Origin of the sequence: Streptomyces nojiriensis, assembly GCF_017639205.1 — a bacterium.
GTDB lineage: Bacteria > Actinomycetota > Actinomycetes > Streptomycetales > Streptomycetaceae > Streptomyces > Streptomyces nojiriensis.
On record NZ_CP071139.1, the window covers coordinates 2125144 to 2141047 of the forward strand.

The following is a 15904-nucleotide window of genomic DNA, read 5'->3' on the forward strand; positions in this document are numbered from 1 at the left end:
CATCACCCCACCAGACAAGCTGGCGAGTTCACTGGGGCCGGCACTGAAGATCTCAACCTTACGGCCGTACCTTCAGGACCCAACAACGTGCCAAGCATCTCCGTTCGTCCGTCTCCTCTTTCCACGCCGAAGCAGTACTCGAGAACCATCAGACCGAAGATGCCAACTAATCAACGTTCCACCCATGAGCTGACCGTGCAGAACGTTTGTCTGCAATCGGTACTGTGCTCCTTAGAAAGGAGGTGATCCAGCCGCACCTTCCGGTACGGCTACCTTGTTACGACTTCGTCCCAATCGCCAGTCCCACCTTCGACAGCTCCCTCCCTTACGGGTTGGGCCACCGGCTTCGGGTGTTACCGACTTTCGTGACGTGACGGGCGGTGTGTACAAGGCCCGGGAACGTATTCACCGCAGCAATGCTGATCTGCGATTACTAGCGACTCCGACTTCATGGGGTCGAGTTGCAGACCCCAATCCGAACTGAGACCGGCTTTTTGAGATTCGCTCCACCTCACGGTATCGCAGCTCATTGTACCGGCCATTGTAGCACGTGTGCAGCCCAAGACATAAGGGGCATGATGACTTGACGTCGTCCCCACCTTCCTCCGAGTTGACCCCGGCGGTCTCCTGTGAGTCCCCATCACCCCGAAGGGCATGCTGGCAACACAGGACAAGGGTTGCGCTCGTTGCGGGACTTAACCCAACATCTCACGACACGAGCTGACGACAGCCATGCACCACCTGTATACCGACCACAAGGGGGGCACTATCTCTAATGCTTTCCGGTATATGTCAAGCCTTGGTAAGGTTCTTCGCGTTGCGTCGAATTAAGCCACATGCTCCGCCGCTTGTGCGGGCCCCCGTCAATTCCTTTGAGTTTTAGCCTTGCGGCCGTACTCCCCAGGCGGGGAACTTAATGCGTTAGCTGCGGCACCGACGACGTGGAATGTCGCCAACACCTAGTTCCCAACGTTTACGGCGTGGACTACCAGGGTATCTAATCCTGTTCGCTCCCCACGCTTTCGCTCCTCAGCGTCAGTAATGGCCCAGAGATCCGCCTTCGCCACCGGTGTTCCTCCTGATATCTGCGCATTTCACCGCTACACCAGGAATTCCGATCTCCCCTACCACACTCTAGCTAGCCCGTATCGAATGCAGACCCGAGGTTAAGCCTCGGGCTTTCACATCCGACGTGACAAGCCGCCTACGAGCTCTTTACGCCCAATAATTCCGGACAACGCTTGCGCCCTACGTATTACCGCGGCTGCTGGCACGTAGTTAGCCGGCGCTTCTTCTGCAGGTACCGTCACTTTCGCTTCTTCCCTGCTGAAAGAGGTTTACAACCCGAAGGCCGTCATCCCTCACGCGGCGTCGCTGCATCAGGCTTTCGCCCATTGTGCAATATTCCCCACTGCTGCCTCCCGTAGGAGTCTGGGCCGTGTCTCAGTCCCAGTGTGGCCGGTCGCCCTCTCAGGCCGGCTACCCGTCGTCGCCTTGGTGGGCCATTACCCCACCAACAAGCTGATAGGCCGCGGGCTCATCCTTCACCGCCGGAGCTTTCAACCCCCGCCCATGCAGGCAGGAGTGGTATCCGGTATTAGACCCCGTTTCCAGGGCTTGTCCCAGAGTGAAGGGCAGATTGCCCACGTGTTACTCACCCGTTCGCCACTAATCCACCCCGAAGGGCTTCATCGTTCGACTTGCATGTGTTAAGCACGCCGCCAGCGTTCGTCCTGAGCCAGGATCAAACTCTCCATGAATGTTTACCCGTAATCGGGTGCACACGCACGAAAGAGCGGGCCAGTCTTGGTCGGAATAAGACCGACTGACCACAACGTCCTCGCTGTGTTGTTGCCTGCCAGTGCCCGAAGGCCCGACAGGTCTTTTTCAAAGGAACCTCATCCACCGAAGTGGACGGGGTATCAACTTCTGGCGTTGATTTTTGGCACGCTGTTGAGTTCTCAAGGAACGGACGCTTCCTTTGTAATCACCCCCGCGACATCCGCTGGGGCTTTCCTCCGGGCTTTCGTTCTGTTCTTGCGTTTCCGACTCTATCAGACTCTTTCGTGTCCGACTTCCTCGGCGCTTTCCGGGTATTCGCTTTCGCGCTTTCCCTTTCCGTCGGTTCCGACTCTATCAGCGGTTTTCCTTCTCCCTGACCACTCTCCGCATTACCGAAAAGGCATACGAAAAGGAGGATGGGATCAAGATCGATGCTGAAGAGGAGGAGTCCCGTCCATCGGCCGTTCGCGAGAAGTTCACACGAGGCGTCCTGGCGGGAGTCACGACAGTACAGCTCTGGGGGTGCCCAAGCAAATCGATTCAGGCGTATGGTCTAGTCCACCGGTCTAGTCCACTAGTCTTCCGGCCAACGGAGACGCCCGGATCAGGAGCTACATCGGGCGAACCCGAACATCTAGTGCCATATCCTTCTGAAGAGTACGCCGTTCGCGACAGGTAGTGACGGCGACACGAAGAGCCCCACCCCCTGGGAGGCCCCCATGACCAGCGTGACGTCCCCACTTGCCGGGCGCGCCATCGGACTCGCGGCAGTGCCCGATCCGGTGTTCTCCGGCGCGATGGTGGGACCGGGCACCGCTATTGATCCCGTGCGCGAGCCGTCGGAGGCGGTGTCCCCCGTCGATGGTGTGGTCGTCTCCCTGCACCCGCACGCGTACGTGGTCGTCGACGGCGAGGGCCACGGTGTACTCACGCACCTCGGCATCGACACGGTTCAGCTCAACGGCGAGGGCTTCGAGCTCCTCGTGAACAAGGGCGACACCGTGACCCGCGGCCAGGCCGTCATCCGCTGGAACCCCGCCGCCGTCGAGGCGGCCGGCAAGTCGCCGATCTGCCCCGTCGTGGCGCTCGAAGCGACGGCCGAATCCCTCTCCGACGTCGTCGAATCCGGCGACGTGAAGGCTGACGACGCTCTCTTCAGCTGGCAGTGACACGTCCGCCCGTACGGGCGAGTCGTACATCCACCGCGGCGGCTCGGCCCGCCGCTCAATCGGAGACGGGTGAAATGGAGACAACGCTGCGAGGCGTCGGCGTGAGCCACGGGGTGGCGATCGGCGAGGTGCGGCACATGGGCACGGCGGTGCTGGAGCCGCCGGCCAGGCAGATCACCGCGGATGAGGCGGCGCGCGAACAGGGGCGCGCCCGTCAGGCCGTGAGTGCCGTGGCGGCCGATCTGATCGCGCGTGGCCAGCTGGCCGGTGGCGAGGCCCAGCACGTGCTCGAAGCCCAGGCGATGATCGCCGAGGACCCCGAGCTGATGGCGGACGTCGACCGGCGGATCGCCGTCGGCAGCACCGCGGAGCGCGGTGTCTACGACGCGTTCGCCTCGTACCGCGACCTGCTCGCGGGGGCCGGCGAGTACATGGCCGGCCGGGTGGCCGACCTGGACGACGTACGCAACCGCATCGTGGCGCGGCTGCTGGGCGTGCCGATGCCGGGCGTGCCCGACAGCGACGAGCCGTACGTGCTGATCGCGCGGGACCTGGCTCCCGCCGACACGGCGCTGCTCGACCCGGCGCTGGTCCTCGGTTTCGTGACCGAGGAGGGCGGGCCGACCAGCCACAGCGCGATCCTCGCGCGGGCGCTGGGCGTGCCGGCGATCGTGGCGCTGCCGGGTGCCGGTGAGATCGCCGAGGGCACCGTGATCGCGGTGGACGGCAGCACGGGTGACCTGTTCGTGGAGCCGTCGCCGCAGAAGCGGGCCGAGCTGGAGGCCGCGGCCGCCGAGCGGAAGGCTGCCCTGGCCGCTTCGTCCGGTCCGGGTGCGACCTCCGACGGTCACAAGGTGCCGCTGCTGGCCAATGTCGGCGGTCCTGCGGACGTGCCGGCCGCCGTCGAGGCGGGGGCGGAGGGTGTGGGTCTGTTCCGCACCGAGTTCCTGTTCCTGGACGACAGCAAGAAGGCGCCGTCCGAGGAGAAGCAGATCGAGTCCTACCGCAAGGTGCTCGAAGCCTTCCCCGAGGGCCGGGTCGTCGTGCGGGTGCTCGATGCGGGCGCGGACAAGCCGCTGGACTTCCTGACGCCGGGCGACGAGCCCAACCCGGCGCTGGGTGTGCGGGGGCTGCGCTCGCTGCTGGACCACCCGGACGTGCTGCGTACGCAGCTCACCGCGCTGGCCAAGGCGGCCGAGGGGCTGCCGGTCTACCTCGAGGTCATGGCGCCGATGGTCGCCGACCGGATCGACGCCAAGGCTTTCGCGGACGCCTGCCGGGAGGCAGGTCTGAAGGCGAAGTTCGGCGCGATGGTGGAGATCCCCTCCGCCGCGCTGCGGGCGCGCTCCATCCTTCAGGAAGTCGAGTTCCTGTCGCTGGGCACGAACGACCTGGCCCAGTACGCCTTCGCCGCCGACCGTCAGGTCGGCGCCGTCTCGCGGCTCCAGGACCCGTGGCAGCCGGCGCTGCTCGACCTGATCGCCATGTCGGCGGATGCCGCCAAGGCGGAGGGCAAGAGCTGCGGTGTCTGTGGCGAGGCCGCTTCCGATCCGCTGCTGGCCTGTGTGCTGACCGGTCTGGGTGTCACCTCTCTTTCGATGGGTGCCGCTTCGATCCCTTATGTGCGGGCGACGCTCGCCAAGTACACGCTGGCCCAGTGCGAGCGTGCCGCGGCGGCGGCCCGTGCGGCGGACAGTGCCGAGGAGGCCCGTGTGGCCGCGCAGGCGGTGCTGTCCGGCGAGTAGCCGAGCCGGATGGTGTGGTGCGGTTTCGAGGGGCCTTCGCCGGTGGCGAGGGCCCCTCGGTCCGTCCCGGACCGGTCAGTGGTGCGGTCCGGGTGCGTCGACCTCGTACCCCGGGCAGTATTCGACGCCCGATTCGGGGGCGACCGGGTCTCCGGTGTCGGCGTCGGTGCAGTAGGCGTTGAAGACGGCCGCGGCCGAGAGGGCGGTGAGCCGGCCGCGGTCCAGGCGCCAGCCGTGGACCCGGTCCCGGCGGCCCTCATCGGTGGTGCGGACCACCAGTCCCCCGGGGCCGCCGAGGGCGAGTCCTGCGGCGAGGACCGTCACGAAGTCGAGGCCTTCCCGGCTTTCGATGCGGGGCGGGGCGGCCGGGTCGTCGGTGGTGTCGGCGTGCAGGACGGCGACGAGTTGCTGTGCTTCGGTCGGGATGCTGCAGACGAAGTGGTGGTGGCCGGGTCCGGCGCCGGCCACGAGGCGTTTGAGCGCGTCGGCGGCGCGGTCGAAGGAGGAGTGGCCGATGTCCTCGCCGCAGTCCGCGCAGTGGCCGACCTCGGCGAGGAGGCCGGTGGCGTACTCCCAGGTGGCCTGGCGGACGGCTTCGTCGACGAGGAGCGGGACGAGCTCGTCGATGGGCTGGCCGCTGTAGGGCAGGAGGGCGCCGGTGCCGGCCAGCTCGGCGGTGAAGCGGGCGCGGGTTTCGGCGGTGTCCGGGTCGAGGCCGGTCTCGCCGCAGAATTCGGCGTACTCCTCGGGATCGAAGAGGGCGACGGTGGTGTGGATGCCCTGGGCCGCGAGGGACCTGAGCAGGCCGTCCACGTGGTGGAGGTAGTCCTGGTGGTCGTCGAAGGTGAAGCTGCGGTAGCCGCGCATGGCCGCGAAGTCCCCGGGATCGGCCAGGAGGCCGATGGTGCCGGGGACCTCGCGGCGCAGCAGGCGGCGCCGGTCGGCGGTGCGGGTCCGGTGCGCGCCCGTGCGCGCACCGGTGTCGTTCTTGCGTGGCATGGCTCCCCCTGAGTATCGCGATCATTTGCTCACTCAGAGTAATCATCGCCACTGACAGTGACCTCAGCCGCGGGTGCGGGCCAGCTCCTCGTAGAAGTGGAGGAGGTCGAGGTTGTCGACGGAGCCCGGGTTGACCGCCTTGGCCAGGGGTGCGCCCTGCAGGAGGCGCTTGACCGGGACCTCGATGCGCTTGCCGGTGAGGGTGTGCGGGATGCCCGGGACCTCGATGATCTCGTCGGGGACGTGGCGCGGGGAGAGTTCCTCGCGGATCGTCGCCTTGATCCGGGCGCGGAGGCCGTCGTCGAGGGTCGCGCCGGGGACGAGGTGGACGAAGAGCGGCATCCAGTAGCCGCCGTTCGGCTCCTCCAGGCCGATGACCAGGGATTCCTTGATCTCGGGGAGGCGTTCGACGGCCTCGTAGATGTCGGCGGAGCCCATCCGGACGCCCTGGCGGTTGAGCGTGGAGTCGGAGCGGCCGTGGATGATCACCGAGCCGTGGTCGGTGATGGTGATCCAGTCGCCGTGGCGCCAGACGCCCGGGAACATCTCGAAGTAGCTGTCGCGGTAGCGGCTGCCGTCGGGGTCGTTCCAGAAGTGGATCGGCATGGACGGCATGGGGTTGGTGACCACGAGCTCGCCGACCTCGCCGGTGACGGGCTTGCCGGAGGGGTCCCAGGCCTGGAGGTCCGTGCCGAGGCAGGCGGCCTGGAGTTCGCCGATGTGCACCGGGAGGGTGGGAACGGCGCCGGCGAAGCAGCTGCACATGTCGGTGCCGCCGCTGACGGAGGCGATCCAGAGGTCTTCGGCGACCTCGTCGTGGAGCCAGCGGAAGCCGTCGGGCGGGAGCGGGGAGCCGGTGGTGGCCACGCACTTCACGGCGGAGAGGTCGAAGTCGCGGGCCGGGTGGACCTCGGCCTTGCGGCAGGCCATGACGTAGGCGGCGGACGTGCCGTAGAGGGTGGCCTTCGTCCGCTCGGCGATGCGCCACTGGGCGCCCGTGTCGGGGTAGCCGGGGCTGCCGTCGTAGAGCACGACGGTGGTGCCCGTGAGCAGGCCGGAGATGAGGAAGTTCCACATCATCCAGCCGGTGGAGGTGTACCAGAAGAACCGGTCCTCGGGGCCGAGGTCGCAGTGCAGGCCGAGCTGCTTGAGGTGTTCGAGGAGGATGCCGCCCTGGGACTGGACGATGGCTTTGGGGAGGCCGGTCGTACCGGAGGAGTACAGCACCCAGAGGGGGTGGTCGAAGGGGACCGGCTCGAAGACGGGCTCGGTGTCGCCCGAGGTCAGGGCGGACCATTCGAGGGCGCCTTCGGGAGCGGGCGTGCCGAGGAGCGGGATGTGGACGACGGCGCGCAGGGACGGGAGGTCCGCGCGGAGCTCGGCGACGGTGTCCCGGCGGTCGTGCTCCTTGCCGCCGTAGCGGTAGCCGTCCACGGTGAACAGGACGACGGGCTCGACCTGCTGGAAGCGGTCGAGGACGCTGCGGGCTCCGAAGTCGGGGGCGCAGGAGGTCCAGACCCCGCCGACGGCGGCGGTGGCGAGGAGGGCGACGGCGGCCTCGGGGATGTTGGGGAGGTAGCCGCTGATCCGGTCGCCGGGGCGTACGCCGAGGGCGCGCAGTTCGGCCGCGAGCGAGCCGACCTGGCGGCGGAGCTCGGCCCAGGTGACGGGGACGGGCTCGTGGGTCTCGTCGACGTACAGCAGGGCGGGGTCGGCGGCGCGGGCCGGGTCCTCTGCGGCGCGCAGGGCGTGCTCGGCGTAGTTGAGGGTGGCTCCGGTGAACCACTGCGCGCCGGGCATGGAGCGGTCGGCGAGGACCGATGCGTACGGGGTGGTGAAGCGGACGTCGAACCACTCGGCGACGGCCTGCCAGAAGGTGTCGAGCTCGTCGACGGACCAGCGGTGCAGGGCGGGGTAGCCGCCGTCGGAGGGGGCTCCGTGGCGCTCGGCGGCCCAGGCCTGGAAGGCGGTGATCCGGGCCGCGGCGATCCGGTCGGGGCCCGGCGCCCAGAGGGGTTCCGGCTGCGTGGCTGAGGTCATGGGTCGGCTCCCGGTCAAGTCTGCGGCTCGCGCTTCGTGTGCGTACGGTGCCGTCGCGCGGGGGTGTGGGCGCGGCGGCTCACAGGGACCATGCCATGTGATCGTCCGCTGCACCAGGGCTGTCCTGGCGGGTCGGTTGATCGACTCGGGGGTGGCGCTGCCGGGTGAACGGCAGTTGAACGCCGTCCCCTCGGTCGGAGGCCGGTGGCAGGGTGAGCGGCATGAACGGTCGTGATCTGGTACGTGCGGTGAAAGACATCGGTACGGAGCGCGGTCGGCGCGCCTGGCGCTCGGCCTGGCGCCACCGGCGCTCGGACGCGGTGGGGCTTCCGCGCCGGGGCGCGGAGCGGGCGCGCGTTCCAGGGCTGCTGACCGGTACGGAGGCCCGGCCGGGTGGGGGCGTGCTGCGGTTCGCGCGCTCCGAGCTGCTGGTACGGGTGATGGTGGGCGGCGCGGTGTTCTGGAGCTGGGACGGGGCCGGGCCGACGCCGTCGTACGCGGTGGTGGGCACCGGCCCCGAGCCGGATCCGCGGGCCGTGCTGGAGCCGGACACCGGGGGTGGCTGGCGGGTGGTGTCGGAGCGGGTGACGGTGGCGGTGTCCCGGCACGGGGCGCTGGAGGTGCGTACGCCGGGCGGGACGGTGCTGCGGCGGGAGGCGCCGCCGCGGTGGTGGGAGCCGGTGGATCCGCGGATGGGTGCGGCGCGGTGGCTGCAGCGGAGCGAGGTGCCGGCGGACGCGCGGTTCTTCGGGCTGGGCGGGCGGGCCGCGGGGCCGCGGCTGCGGGACGGGGCGTACCGGCTGTGGAACACGGATCCGAAAGGGGGCTTCGGGCCGGGGGCCGATCCGCTGTACCTGACGATGCCGGTGCAGCTGGTGGTGGCGGACGCGGGGACGCATCTGGTGTTCCACGACAACTCGTGGGACGGGCGGGTGGTGCTGCGCGAGGGCGAGGAGGGCGCCGGGTCGGGGGCGGACCGGCCCGGGGCGAGCGAGCTGCGGATGGAGGGCGGGCCGCTGCGGTGCTGGGTACTGGTGGGGACGCCGGCGCGGGTGTTGCAGGGGTGGTCGGGGCTGACGGGCGCGGCCGCGGTGCCGCCGGAGTGGGCGCTGGGGTACCAGCACGCGCGGTGGGGGTTCGGGAGCGCGGAAGAGGTGCGTCGGGTGGTTGCGGGGTACGCGTCGCGCGGGCTCGCCCTGTCGGCCGTACACCTGGACATCGACCACTACGACGGGCACCGGGTGTTCACGGTGGACGAGGAGCGGTTCCCCGATCTGCCCGGTCTGTCGCGCGAGTTGGGAGAGCTGGGGGTGCGGCTCGTGTCGATCGTGGACCCGGCGGTGAAGGCGGGCGACGGGGTGCACGCGTCGGGGCTGACGGTGGGGGCGGGCGGGGCCTTCGTGCGGGACGCGCGGGGCGGGGAGGTGCGCGGGGAGGTCTGGCCGGGCGAGTGCGCGTACCCGGATTTCACGGATCCGGCGGTGCGGGAGTGGTGGGGCGGGCTGTACGAGGAGCGGCTCGCGCAGGGCTTCGCCGGTTTCTGGCACGACATGAACGAGCCGGTGTCCTTCGCTCCGTTCGGGGACACGACGCTGCCGAGGTCGGCGCGGCACGCGCTGGACGGGGCGGGCGGCGACCACCGCGAGGGGCACAACGTGTACGCGCTGGGGATGGCGCGGGCGGGGTGGGAGGGGCTGGTGCGGCTGCGGCCCGCCGAGCGGCCGTTCCTGTTCTCGCGGTCGGGGTGGGCGGGGATGCAGCGGTACGGGGGCACGTGGTCGGGGGACGTGGAGTCCAGCTGGGAGGGGCTGCGGGCGTCGCTGGCGCTGGTGCTGGGGCTCGGGCTGTGCGGGGTGCCGTATTCGGGCCCGGACGTCGGCGGGTTCGGGGGGTCGCCGTCGCCGGAGTTGTACGTGCGGTGGCTGCAGCTGGGTTCCTATCTGCCGCTGTTCCGGACGCACTCGGCGATCTGGGCGGGGCGGCGGGAGCCGTGGGAGTTCGGTCCGGAGGTGGCGGAGCAGGCCCGGGCCGTGATGGCGGAGCGGGAGCGGCTGCGGCCGTACTTCGTGACGCTGGCCCATCTGGCGCGGCGGACGGGAGCCCCGTACGTGCGGCCGGTGTGGTGGGGGACGCCGGAGGAGCGGCGGCTGCGGGACTGCGAGGACGCGTTCCTGCTGGGTGACGCGCTGCTGGTGGCTCCGGTGCTGGAGTGCGGGGCGGACCGGCGGGCGGTGCGGCTGCCGCGGGGGCGCTGGTACGACACGGCGACGGGGGCGGCGTACGAGGGCCCGGGCCAGATCCTGCTGGACGCGCCGCAGGGCCGGATCCCGGTGCTGGCGCGGGCGGGGGCCGTGCTGCCGGTGCGGGCCGCCTCTGGCGACGGGGTGGAGCTGGAGGTCTGGGCTCCGGCGCGGGGGCGCACCGGGGGCGGGGTGGTGATCCGGGACCCTGGGCCGGGCTTCGGGGCGGGCGAGGTCGAGCGGTACACGGTGCGGTGGCTGGGGGACGCGGTCGTGGTGGAGGACGAGGCGGGGAATCCGGTGGAGGGGGTCACCGTACGGGGCCTGTAGGCGCCCGGGCCGGTGGCCATGCGGGCCCGTGGTGCCGCCATTGCCTGCCATTGCCTCCGCCCGATACGCAACCATCGGTTGCGTATCGGGCGGGGACGGGTTAGCTTTATATGCAACCGAAGGTTGCGAAAGATGGAGACGGCCATGGAGTACGGGAGCATCGAGCGCGAGCTGCACATCGACGCCTCGCCCGAGGTGGTGTTCGAAGTGCTCAGCAGCCCCGAGCACATCCGGGAGTGGTGGAGCGCCGAGACCACCGCGTTCGAGCCGGCCGCGGGCGCGACGGCCCGTCTCACGTGGACGGATCAGGACACCGGTCGGGAGCAGTCCGCGCCGTTCACGGTCGTCGAGGCCGACCCGCCGCGGACGTTCTCGTTCCGGTGGACCTACGACGAGACGGAGACGGAGGCGGCCGGTCCGGGCAACTCGCTGCTGGTGACCTTCGAACTCGTCCCCGCCGGGACGGGAACCACGGTCCGCTTCCGCGAGAGCGGCTTCCGCGAGCGGGGCTGGGAGGCCGCCGTGCTCGAAGCCCACTACGACGACCACCGGCAGGGCTGGGACTTCTACCTGCCGCGCCTGGTCGCGACGGCCGACCGGCTGGCGGCCGCGCGATGAGCACCGCCGTCGACGACGACCTCTGGTCCGCGATAGGCGACCCGACCCGGCGCCGGATGATCGACCTCCTGCTGGCCGACGGCCAGGGGACCGCGACCACCCTCAGCGCGCACCTGCCGGTGACCAGGCAGGCCGTGACCAAGCACCTGGCCGTGCTGGACCGGGTCGGGCTGGTCCGGTCGACGCCCGCGGGACGGGAGAAGCGCTACCGGGTGGACGAGGCCCAGCTGGCCCGGGCCGTGGCCCAGCTGAACTCGGTCGGCGAGATGTGGGACGCCCGCCTGCGGCGCGTCAAGAGCCTCGCCGAAGCGATCCAACGGGCCAAGAACGCGAAAGCAGTGACACCGAGAAGCGACACGGAGAAGTGAGGAGAGCGAGATGGTGGACATCCTGCACCGGGTAGGCATCACGGCGACCCCGGAGAAGGTGTACGAAGCGCTCACCACGGTCGAGGGCCTGGCCGCGTGGTGGACGACCGACACGAGCGGGAGCGCCGACGGAGTCCTGGAGTTCCGGTTCGGCGAGGTCGGCGGCTTCGACATGAAGGTGCTCGAACTGCGGCCGAACGCACGGGTGCTGTGGGAGGTCGTCGACGGTCCGGCCGAGTGGGTCGGGACCACGGTGAGCTTCGACCTGACCCAGGAGGGCGAGTGGACGATCCTCATGTTCGCCCACGCGGGCTGGCGCGAACCGGTCGATTTCATGAACCACTGCAGCACCAAGTGGGCGATCTTCCTGATGAGCCTGAAGTCCCTGGTGGAGACGGGCTCGGGCGCGCCGCACCCGCGCGACGTGCAGATCAGCAACTGGCACTGACGTCGACCGCGCAGGGCCCGGCGCCGGACTCACGGCGTCGGGCTCGCGGCGTCGGGCTCGCGGCGTCGGGCTCGCGGCGTCGGGCTCGCGGCGTCGGGCTCGCGGCGTCGGGCTCGCGGCGTCGGGCTCGCGGCGCGGGGCTCGCGGCGCGGGGCTCGCGGCGTGGGGCTCAGGCGTACTTGCCCGCGAACCAGGAGGCCGCCGCCTGGGTGTGCAGGGGGAAGGCCAGCGCCGAGGGGGTGCGCAGGATGTGCCAGCCCGTGGTCTCGTCCGTCGGCTTCGAGTCGGGGAGGTCCGCGGCCGGGCGGACCGGGAGGAGCCCGAAGAGCAGGAGGTGGCCCGCCGGGGAGCTCAGGGCGTCGGCCAGGACGACCTCCGAGGCCGGGGCCGTGATGCCGGTCTCCTCGAAGAGTTCGCGGACGACCGCGTCGCGCCAGTCCTCGCCGAAGTCGATGAAGCCGCCGGGCAGGGCGACGCCGCCGAGGGCGGGTTCGATGGTGCGGGTGATGACCACGAGGCCGGTGCCGTCCGCGTCCTCGACGGGGAGGAGGGTGACGGCCACGGGGAGCGGATTGCGGTAGGCGGTCGCCCCGCATGCCGCGCAGGTGCGGGGCCACGCGGGGCTGGAGTACGGGGCTCCGCAGGTGGAGCAGTGCGAGTCCTTCAGGTGTGCCGGCATCCGGCGATGGTATGCCAAGGGGGGTGCGGGCGGCGGCTGTTGCGGGTCCGCTGCCGGCCGCGGCGGGTTCGTACGCGCTGCGTGCGCCTTCCCGGGGAGCGGTGGCGTTTCACGTACGGGCCCTAGGCGTGTCCCGGCGCGCATTTGGGCTCTCCGCGGTGCTGTCGCCGCCGTCCGGCCGTGAGTACCGTGCCCGCATGACTTTCACCTCGTACGAGGAATTCTGGCCGTACTACGTCGCGATGCACTCGCGCGCCGCCACCCGCTGGATCCATCTCACCGGCACGCTCACCGGCCTGGCCGTGACCGCCTACGGGCTGGCGCGCGGCCGCAGGCGTTACCTCGCCGCCCTCCCCCTGATCGGGTACGGGACCGCCTGGCCCGCGCACTTCCTGATCGAGGGGAACAACCCGGCCACCTTCGGCCATCCCGGATGGTCGCTGCGCGGGGACGCGCAGATGATCCGGATGATGCTGGCCGGGCGCGACGCTGAGCTGGGCGAGATCGCGCAGAAGTGGCTTGCCGAGAACCCGTGTCAGGGCCGTCCGCCCGTGGCAGACTCCTGACGATCCGTCAGATAGCTGACCAGGGAGGGGCATCGTGGCACGCACACGCACACCCGTCGTGAGCGGGTGGTTCACCGAGGACGCACCGGACGGCGGCGGCTTCCGGCTGCTCGGTACCCGGTGCTCGGCCTGTACCGCGGTGTTCTTCCCGCGCGAGGACGCGTACTGCCGCAATCCGCACTGCCCCGGCGGCGGCGAACTCGCCGAGGTGCCGCTGTCCCCGCGGGGCCGGGTCTGGTCCTACACCGACGGGCGCTACCGGCCGCCCGCGCCGTACGTGTCCGACCCGGACGCGCCCTGGGAGCCGTACACGCTGGTCGCGGTGGAGCTGGAGGCCGAGGCGATGGTGGTCCTGGGGCAGGCCGCGCCCGGGGTCGGGGTCGCCGATCTGGCCGTCGGCATGGAGGTCGAGGTGGTCGGGGGCGTGCTGAACGAGGACGCCGGGACCGCCGGGACCCCCGGAACCGTCTGGACCACCTGGCAGTTCCGGCCGGTGGGGGGCGCCGAGTGAGCGCCGACATCGCCGTCCTCGGGGCCGGTATGCACCCCTGGGGCAAATGGGGCCGCAGTTTCGTCGAGTACGGGCGGGCCGCCGCGCGGGCGGCGCTGGCCGACGCCGGACTGGACTGGACGCAGGTGCAGTCGATCGTCGGCGCCGACACCGTGCGCTCCGGCTACCCGGGCTACGTGGCGGGCGCCACCTTCGCCCGGGCGCTCGGCTGGCAGGGCGCACGGGTGACCAGCGTGTACGCGGCCTGCGCGTCCGGCGCCCAGGCGATCGGAGCCGCCCGCGCGCAGATCCTGGCCGGTCTGGCCGACGTGGTGCTCGTGGTCGGCGCGGACGCCGCGCCCAAGGGGTTCTTCGCACCGGCGGGCGGTGAGCGGCCCGACGATCCGGACTGGCTGCGGTTCCGCGTGCTCGGCGCCACCAACCCGGCCTACTTCGCGCTCTACGCCCGGCGCCGGATGGCCCTCCACGGGGACACGCTGGAGGACTTCGCCCAGGTCAAGGTGAAGAACGCGGCGGCCGGGCTGCTCAATCCGCACGCCCGCTACCGCAGGAAGGTCACCGCCGACGACGTCGCGGCCTCGGCGGTGGTCGCCGATCCGCTCCGGCTGCTCGACATCTGCGCCACCTCCGACGGGGGCGCGGCCCTGGTGCTCACCAGCATGGACTTCGCCCGTGCGCACGGGGTGGCCGATCCGGTACGGATCCGGGCCGTCTCGACGGTGACGCCCACCTATCCGCGGACGGTGCCGGACCTGCCGGACATCGCCACCGACTCGGCGGTGGCCGTGGCGCCGGCGGCCGGTTCCTTCAGGTCCTCGATCGCGCGCGCCGCCTACGAGGAGGCGGGGCTCGGTCCGGACGACCTCTCGCTCGCCGAGGTGTACGACCTGTCCACCGCCCTGGAGCTGGAGTGGTACGAGGACATCGGGCTGTGCGGGGAGGGTGAGGGGGCCAAGCTCGTGCGGGAGGGGGCGACGGCGCTGGGCGGTCGGATCCCGGTCAACACCAGTGGCGGGCTGGCCTCCTTCGGGGAGGCGGTGCCGGCGCAGGCGATCGCCCAGGTGTGCGAGCTGACCTGGCAGTTGCGCGGTACGGCCGGGGAGCGGCAGGTGCCCGGTGCGCGCGCCGGGATCACGGCGAACCAGGGGCTGTTCGGGCACGGGTCGGCCGTCGTCGCCGTGCGTTGAACTGCCGGTGTTGTCCGGACGCTTGACGGCTCCCGGCGGCAGGTTCACACTCGCTCCACAGTCCCGCGCCGCGACCGGGACCCCGGTCCCCCCGTGAGAGCTGCGGCCCGTACCCCAGTCGGCGGGGGTACGGGCCGCCTCCGTGTCAGGCGCCCGCCGAGAGGCTCCGGCGCCGCTCGCGCGCCAGGGACATCGCGTGTTCCACGACCCCCACCAGCACGTCCTTCACGGATTCCCGGTCCCGTGCGTCGCACAGCAGCACCGGTACCCCGGGGTCGAGGTCCAGTGCCGTCCGTACGGTCACCACGGGGTGCCGGTCGGCTCCGTCGAAGCAGTTGACCGCGACGACGAACGGGATCGCGCGCCGCTCGAAGTAGTCGATGGCGGCAAAGCAGTCGGCGAGGCGGCGGGTGTCCGCGAGGACGACGGCGCCGAGCGAACCCTGGGCGAGCTCGTCCCACAGGAACCAGAAGCGGTCCTGCCCGGGCGTGCCGAACAGGTACAGCACCAGGTCCTCGCGGAGCGTGATGCGCCCGAAGTCCATGGCCACGGTGGTGGTGCTCTTGCCCTCCACTCCCCCGGTGTCGTCGACACCGACGCCCGGCTCGGAGAGCCGTTCCTCGGTGCGCAGCGGTCTGATTTCGCTCACCGCGCTGACCAGGGTGGTCTTGCCCACCCCGAAGCCGCCCGCGACCAGGATCTTCAAGGTCAGCGGCTCGACCGGCGACACCGCGTGCATGGCACCGGTGCGGCTAAAGCGCCCGAAGGCCATCGATCACCTCACGCAGAATGGATTCATCGGGCAGTTCGGCCGGCGGTACCGGCCTGGTCACGTGGACCAGTTCCTCGTCGACCAGGTCGCCGATCAGGACGCGGACGACCCCGACGGCGAGGTCGAGATCGGCCGCGAGTTCGGCGACCGACTGCGGTCGGCCCCGGCACAGCCCGAGGATGTGGGCGTGTTCCGGGGAGAGGGTCATGTCCCAGACCGGATCGTCGGCCGCCGGTTCGGCGACGACGAGCGCGATCAGGTCGAGTCGGTGCTGGCCCGCGTGGCTGGTCCGGCCGCGGGTCATGGCGTACGGGCGGACGACGGGCCCCGCGTCGTCGTCGAACCAGTGCGCGTGGTCGGGGTCCAGGTGGTCGGGGTCGGAGTAGGACGGGTCGACGGTGAAGCCGCCGGGAATGCCGGTGGGGTGGTCCTGGCCTGAATCGCTCATGC

14 protein-coding genes and 1 rRNA gene are annotated in these 15904 nt (G+C 70.7%); 9 read left to right on the forward strand and 6 right to left on the reverse strand.

Annotated elements, in window-relative coordinates:
• Positions 1-235: 235 nt before the first annotated feature.
• A 16S ribosomal RNA gene (locus JYK04_RS09945) occupies positions 236-1760 on the reverse strand.
• A 741-nt stretch (positions 1761-2501) separates the two neighbouring features.
• On the opposite strand from JYK04_RS09945, the gene JYK04_RS09950 reads away from it, so the two are divergent.
• Together JYK04_RS09950 and ptsP are read left to right on the forward strand one after the other, a co-directional pair.
• The gene (locus JYK04_RS09950; RefSeq protein ID WP_033226218.1) at positions 2502-2951 is read left to right on the forward strand and encodes a PTS sugar transporter subunit IIA; all 450 of its coding nucleotides are present in this window, start codon (positions 2502-2504) and stop codon (positions 2949-2951) included.
• A 74-nt stretch (positions 2952-3025) separates the two neighbouring features.
• On the forward strand, positions 3026-4696 hold the full coding sequence (gene ptsP / locus JYK04_RS09955; protein WP_189748016.1) for a phosphoenolpyruvate--protein phosphotransferase: 1671 nt from the start codon (positions 3026-3028) through the stop codon (positions 4694-4696).
• A gap of 75 nt (positions 4697-4771) precedes the next feature.
• Here ptsP and JYK04_RS09960 read toward each other — a convergent pair whose 3' ends face one another.
• Positions 4772-5695, reverse strand: coding sequence for a hypothetical protein (locus JYK04_RS09960; protein WP_229876940.1), 924 nt, complete (start codon positions 5693-5695; stop codon positions 4772-4774).
• A gap of 63 nt (positions 5696-5758) precedes the next feature.
• Positions 5759-7735, reverse strand: a complete 1977-nt coding sequence (locus tag JYK04_RS09965) for an acetoacetate--CoA ligase (protein ID WP_189748014.1) — start codon at positions 7733-7735, stop codon at positions 5759-5761.
• A gap of 221 nt (positions 7736-7956) precedes the next feature.
• Between JYK04_RS09965 and JYK04_RS09970 the strand changes: the two genes are divergently transcribed.
• From JYK04_RS09970 to JYK04_RS09985, 4 genes are all read left to right on the forward strand, one after another.
• Complete coding sequence (locus JYK04_RS09970; protein WP_189748013.1) at positions 7957-10305, forward strand: glycoside hydrolase family 31 protein; 2349 nt, start codon at positions 7957-7959, stop codon at positions 10303-10305.
• Between the two features lie 132 nt (positions 10306-10437).
• Positions 10438-10923: an SRPBCC domain-containing protein gene (locus JYK04_RS09975; protein ID WP_229876939.1), complete on the forward strand. Its 486-nt coding sequence runs from the start codon at positions 10438-10440 to the stop codon at positions 10921-10923.
• The gene (locus tag JYK04_RS09980; RefSeq protein WP_189748011.1) at positions 10920-11291 is read left to right on the forward strand and encodes an ArsR/SmtB family transcription factor; all 372 of its coding nucleotides are present in this window, start codon (positions 10920-10922) and stop codon (positions 11289-11291) included. Before JYK04_RS09975 ends, JYK04_RS09980 begins: the two co-directional genes overlap by 4 nt.
• A gap of 10 nt (positions 11292-11301) precedes the next feature.
• On the forward strand, positions 11302-11739 hold the full coding sequence (locus JYK04_RS09985; protein WP_189748009.1) for an SRPBCC family protein: 438 nt from the start codon (positions 11302-11304) through the stop codon (positions 11737-11739).
• Positions 11740-11908: 169 nt separating this feature from the next.
• Here JYK04_RS09985 and JYK04_RS09990 read toward each other — a convergent pair whose 3' ends face one another.
• The gene (locus tag JYK04_RS09990; protein ID WP_189748007.1) at positions 11909-12418 is read right to left on the reverse strand and encodes an NUDIX domain-containing protein; all 510 of its coding nucleotides are present in this window, start codon (positions 12416-12418) and stop codon (positions 11909-11911) included.
• Positions 12419-12615: 197 nt separating this feature from the next.
• Between JYK04_RS09990 and JYK04_RS09995 the strand changes: the two genes are divergently transcribed.
• The 3 genes from JYK04_RS09995 to JYK04_RS10005 are packed head-to-tail and all read left to right on the forward strand — an operon-like array spanning position 12616 to position 14682.
• Positions 12616-12984 carry an Mpo1-like protein gene (locus tag JYK04_RS09995; protein ID WP_189748005.1) on the forward strand — a complete coding sequence of 123 codons (369 nt, stop codon included), beginning with the start codon at positions 12616-12618 and terminating at the stop codon, positions 12982-12984.
• Positions 12985-13018: 34 nt separating this feature from the next.
• Positions 13019-13495 (forward strand): Zn-ribbon domain-containing OB-fold protein, encoded by a 477-nt coding sequence (locus JYK04_RS10000; RefSeq protein WP_189748004.1) that lies wholly within the window; start codon positions 13019-13021, stop codon positions 13493-13495.
• Complete coding sequence (locus JYK04_RS10005) at positions 13492-14682, forward strand: lipid-transfer protein (protein ID WP_189748001.1); 1191 nt, start codon at positions 13492-13494, stop codon at positions 14680-14682. The genes JYK04_RS10000 and JYK04_RS10005 overlap by 4 nt, the downstream gene beginning before the upstream one ends.
• A 145-nt stretch (positions 14683-14827) precedes the next feature.
• Here the strand turns inward: JYK04_RS10005 and JYK04_RS10010 are convergent, their stop codons facing one another.
• Positions 14828-15454: a GTP-binding protein gene (locus JYK04_RS10010; protein ID WP_030016310.1), complete on the reverse strand. Its 627-nt coding sequence runs from the start codon at positions 15452-15454 to the stop codon at positions 14828-14830.
• Complete coding sequence (locus JYK04_RS10015) at positions 15435-15902, reverse strand: DUF742 domain-containing protein (RefSeq protein WP_189748000.1); 468 nt, start codon at positions 15900-15902, stop codon at positions 15435-15437. Before JYK04_RS10015 ends, JYK04_RS10010 begins: the two co-directional genes overlap by 20 nt.
• Positions 15903-15904 lie beyond the last annotated feature (2 nt).

Coding starts and splice junctions, on each gene's coding strand:
- JYK04_RS09950 (WP_033226218.1), top strand. CDS start 2,502: ATGACCAGCGTGACGTCCCCACTTGCCGGGCGCGCCATCGGACTCGCG.
- ptsP (WP_189748016.1), top strand. CDS start 3,026: ATGGAGACAACGCTGCGAGGCGTCGGCGTGAGCCACGGGGTGGCGATC.
- JYK04_RS09960 (WP_229876940.1), bottom strand. CDS start 5,695: ATGCCACGCAAGAACGACACCGGTGCGCGCACGGGCGCGCACCGGACC.
- JYK04_RS09965 (WP_189748014.1), bottom strand. CDS start 7,735: ATGACCTCAGCCACGCAGCCGGAACCCCTCTGGGCGCCGGGCCCCGAC.
- JYK04_RS09970 (WP_189748013.1), top strand. CDS start 7,957: ATGAACGGTCGTGATCTGGTACGTGCGGTGAAAGACATCGGTACGGAG.
- JYK04_RS09975 (WP_229876939.1), top strand. CDS start 10,438: ATGGAGACGGCCATGGAGTACGGGAGCATCGAGCGCGAGCTGCACATC.
- JYK04_RS09980 (WP_189748011.1), top strand. CDS start 10,920: ATGAGCACCGCCGTCGACGACGACCTCTGGTCCGCGATAGGCGACCCG.
- JYK04_RS09985 (WP_189748009.1), top strand. CDS start 11,302: ATGGTGGACATCCTGCACCGGGTAGGCATCACGGCGACCCCGGAGAAG.
- JYK04_RS09990 (WP_189748007.1), bottom strand. CDS start 12,418: ATGCCGGCACACCTGAAGGACTCGCACTGCTCCACCTGCGGAGCCCCG.
- JYK04_RS09995 (WP_189748005.1), top strand. CDS start 12,616: ATGACTTTCACCTCGTACGAGGAATTCTGGCCGTACTACGTCGCGATG.
- JYK04_RS10010 (WP_030016310.1), bottom strand. CDS start 15,454: ATGGCCTTCGGGCGCTTTAGCCGCACCGGTGCCATGCACGCGGTGTCG.
- JYK04_RS10015 (WP_189748000.1), bottom strand. CDS start 15,902: ATGAGCGATTCAGGCCAGGACCACCCCACCGGCATTCCCGGCGGCTTC.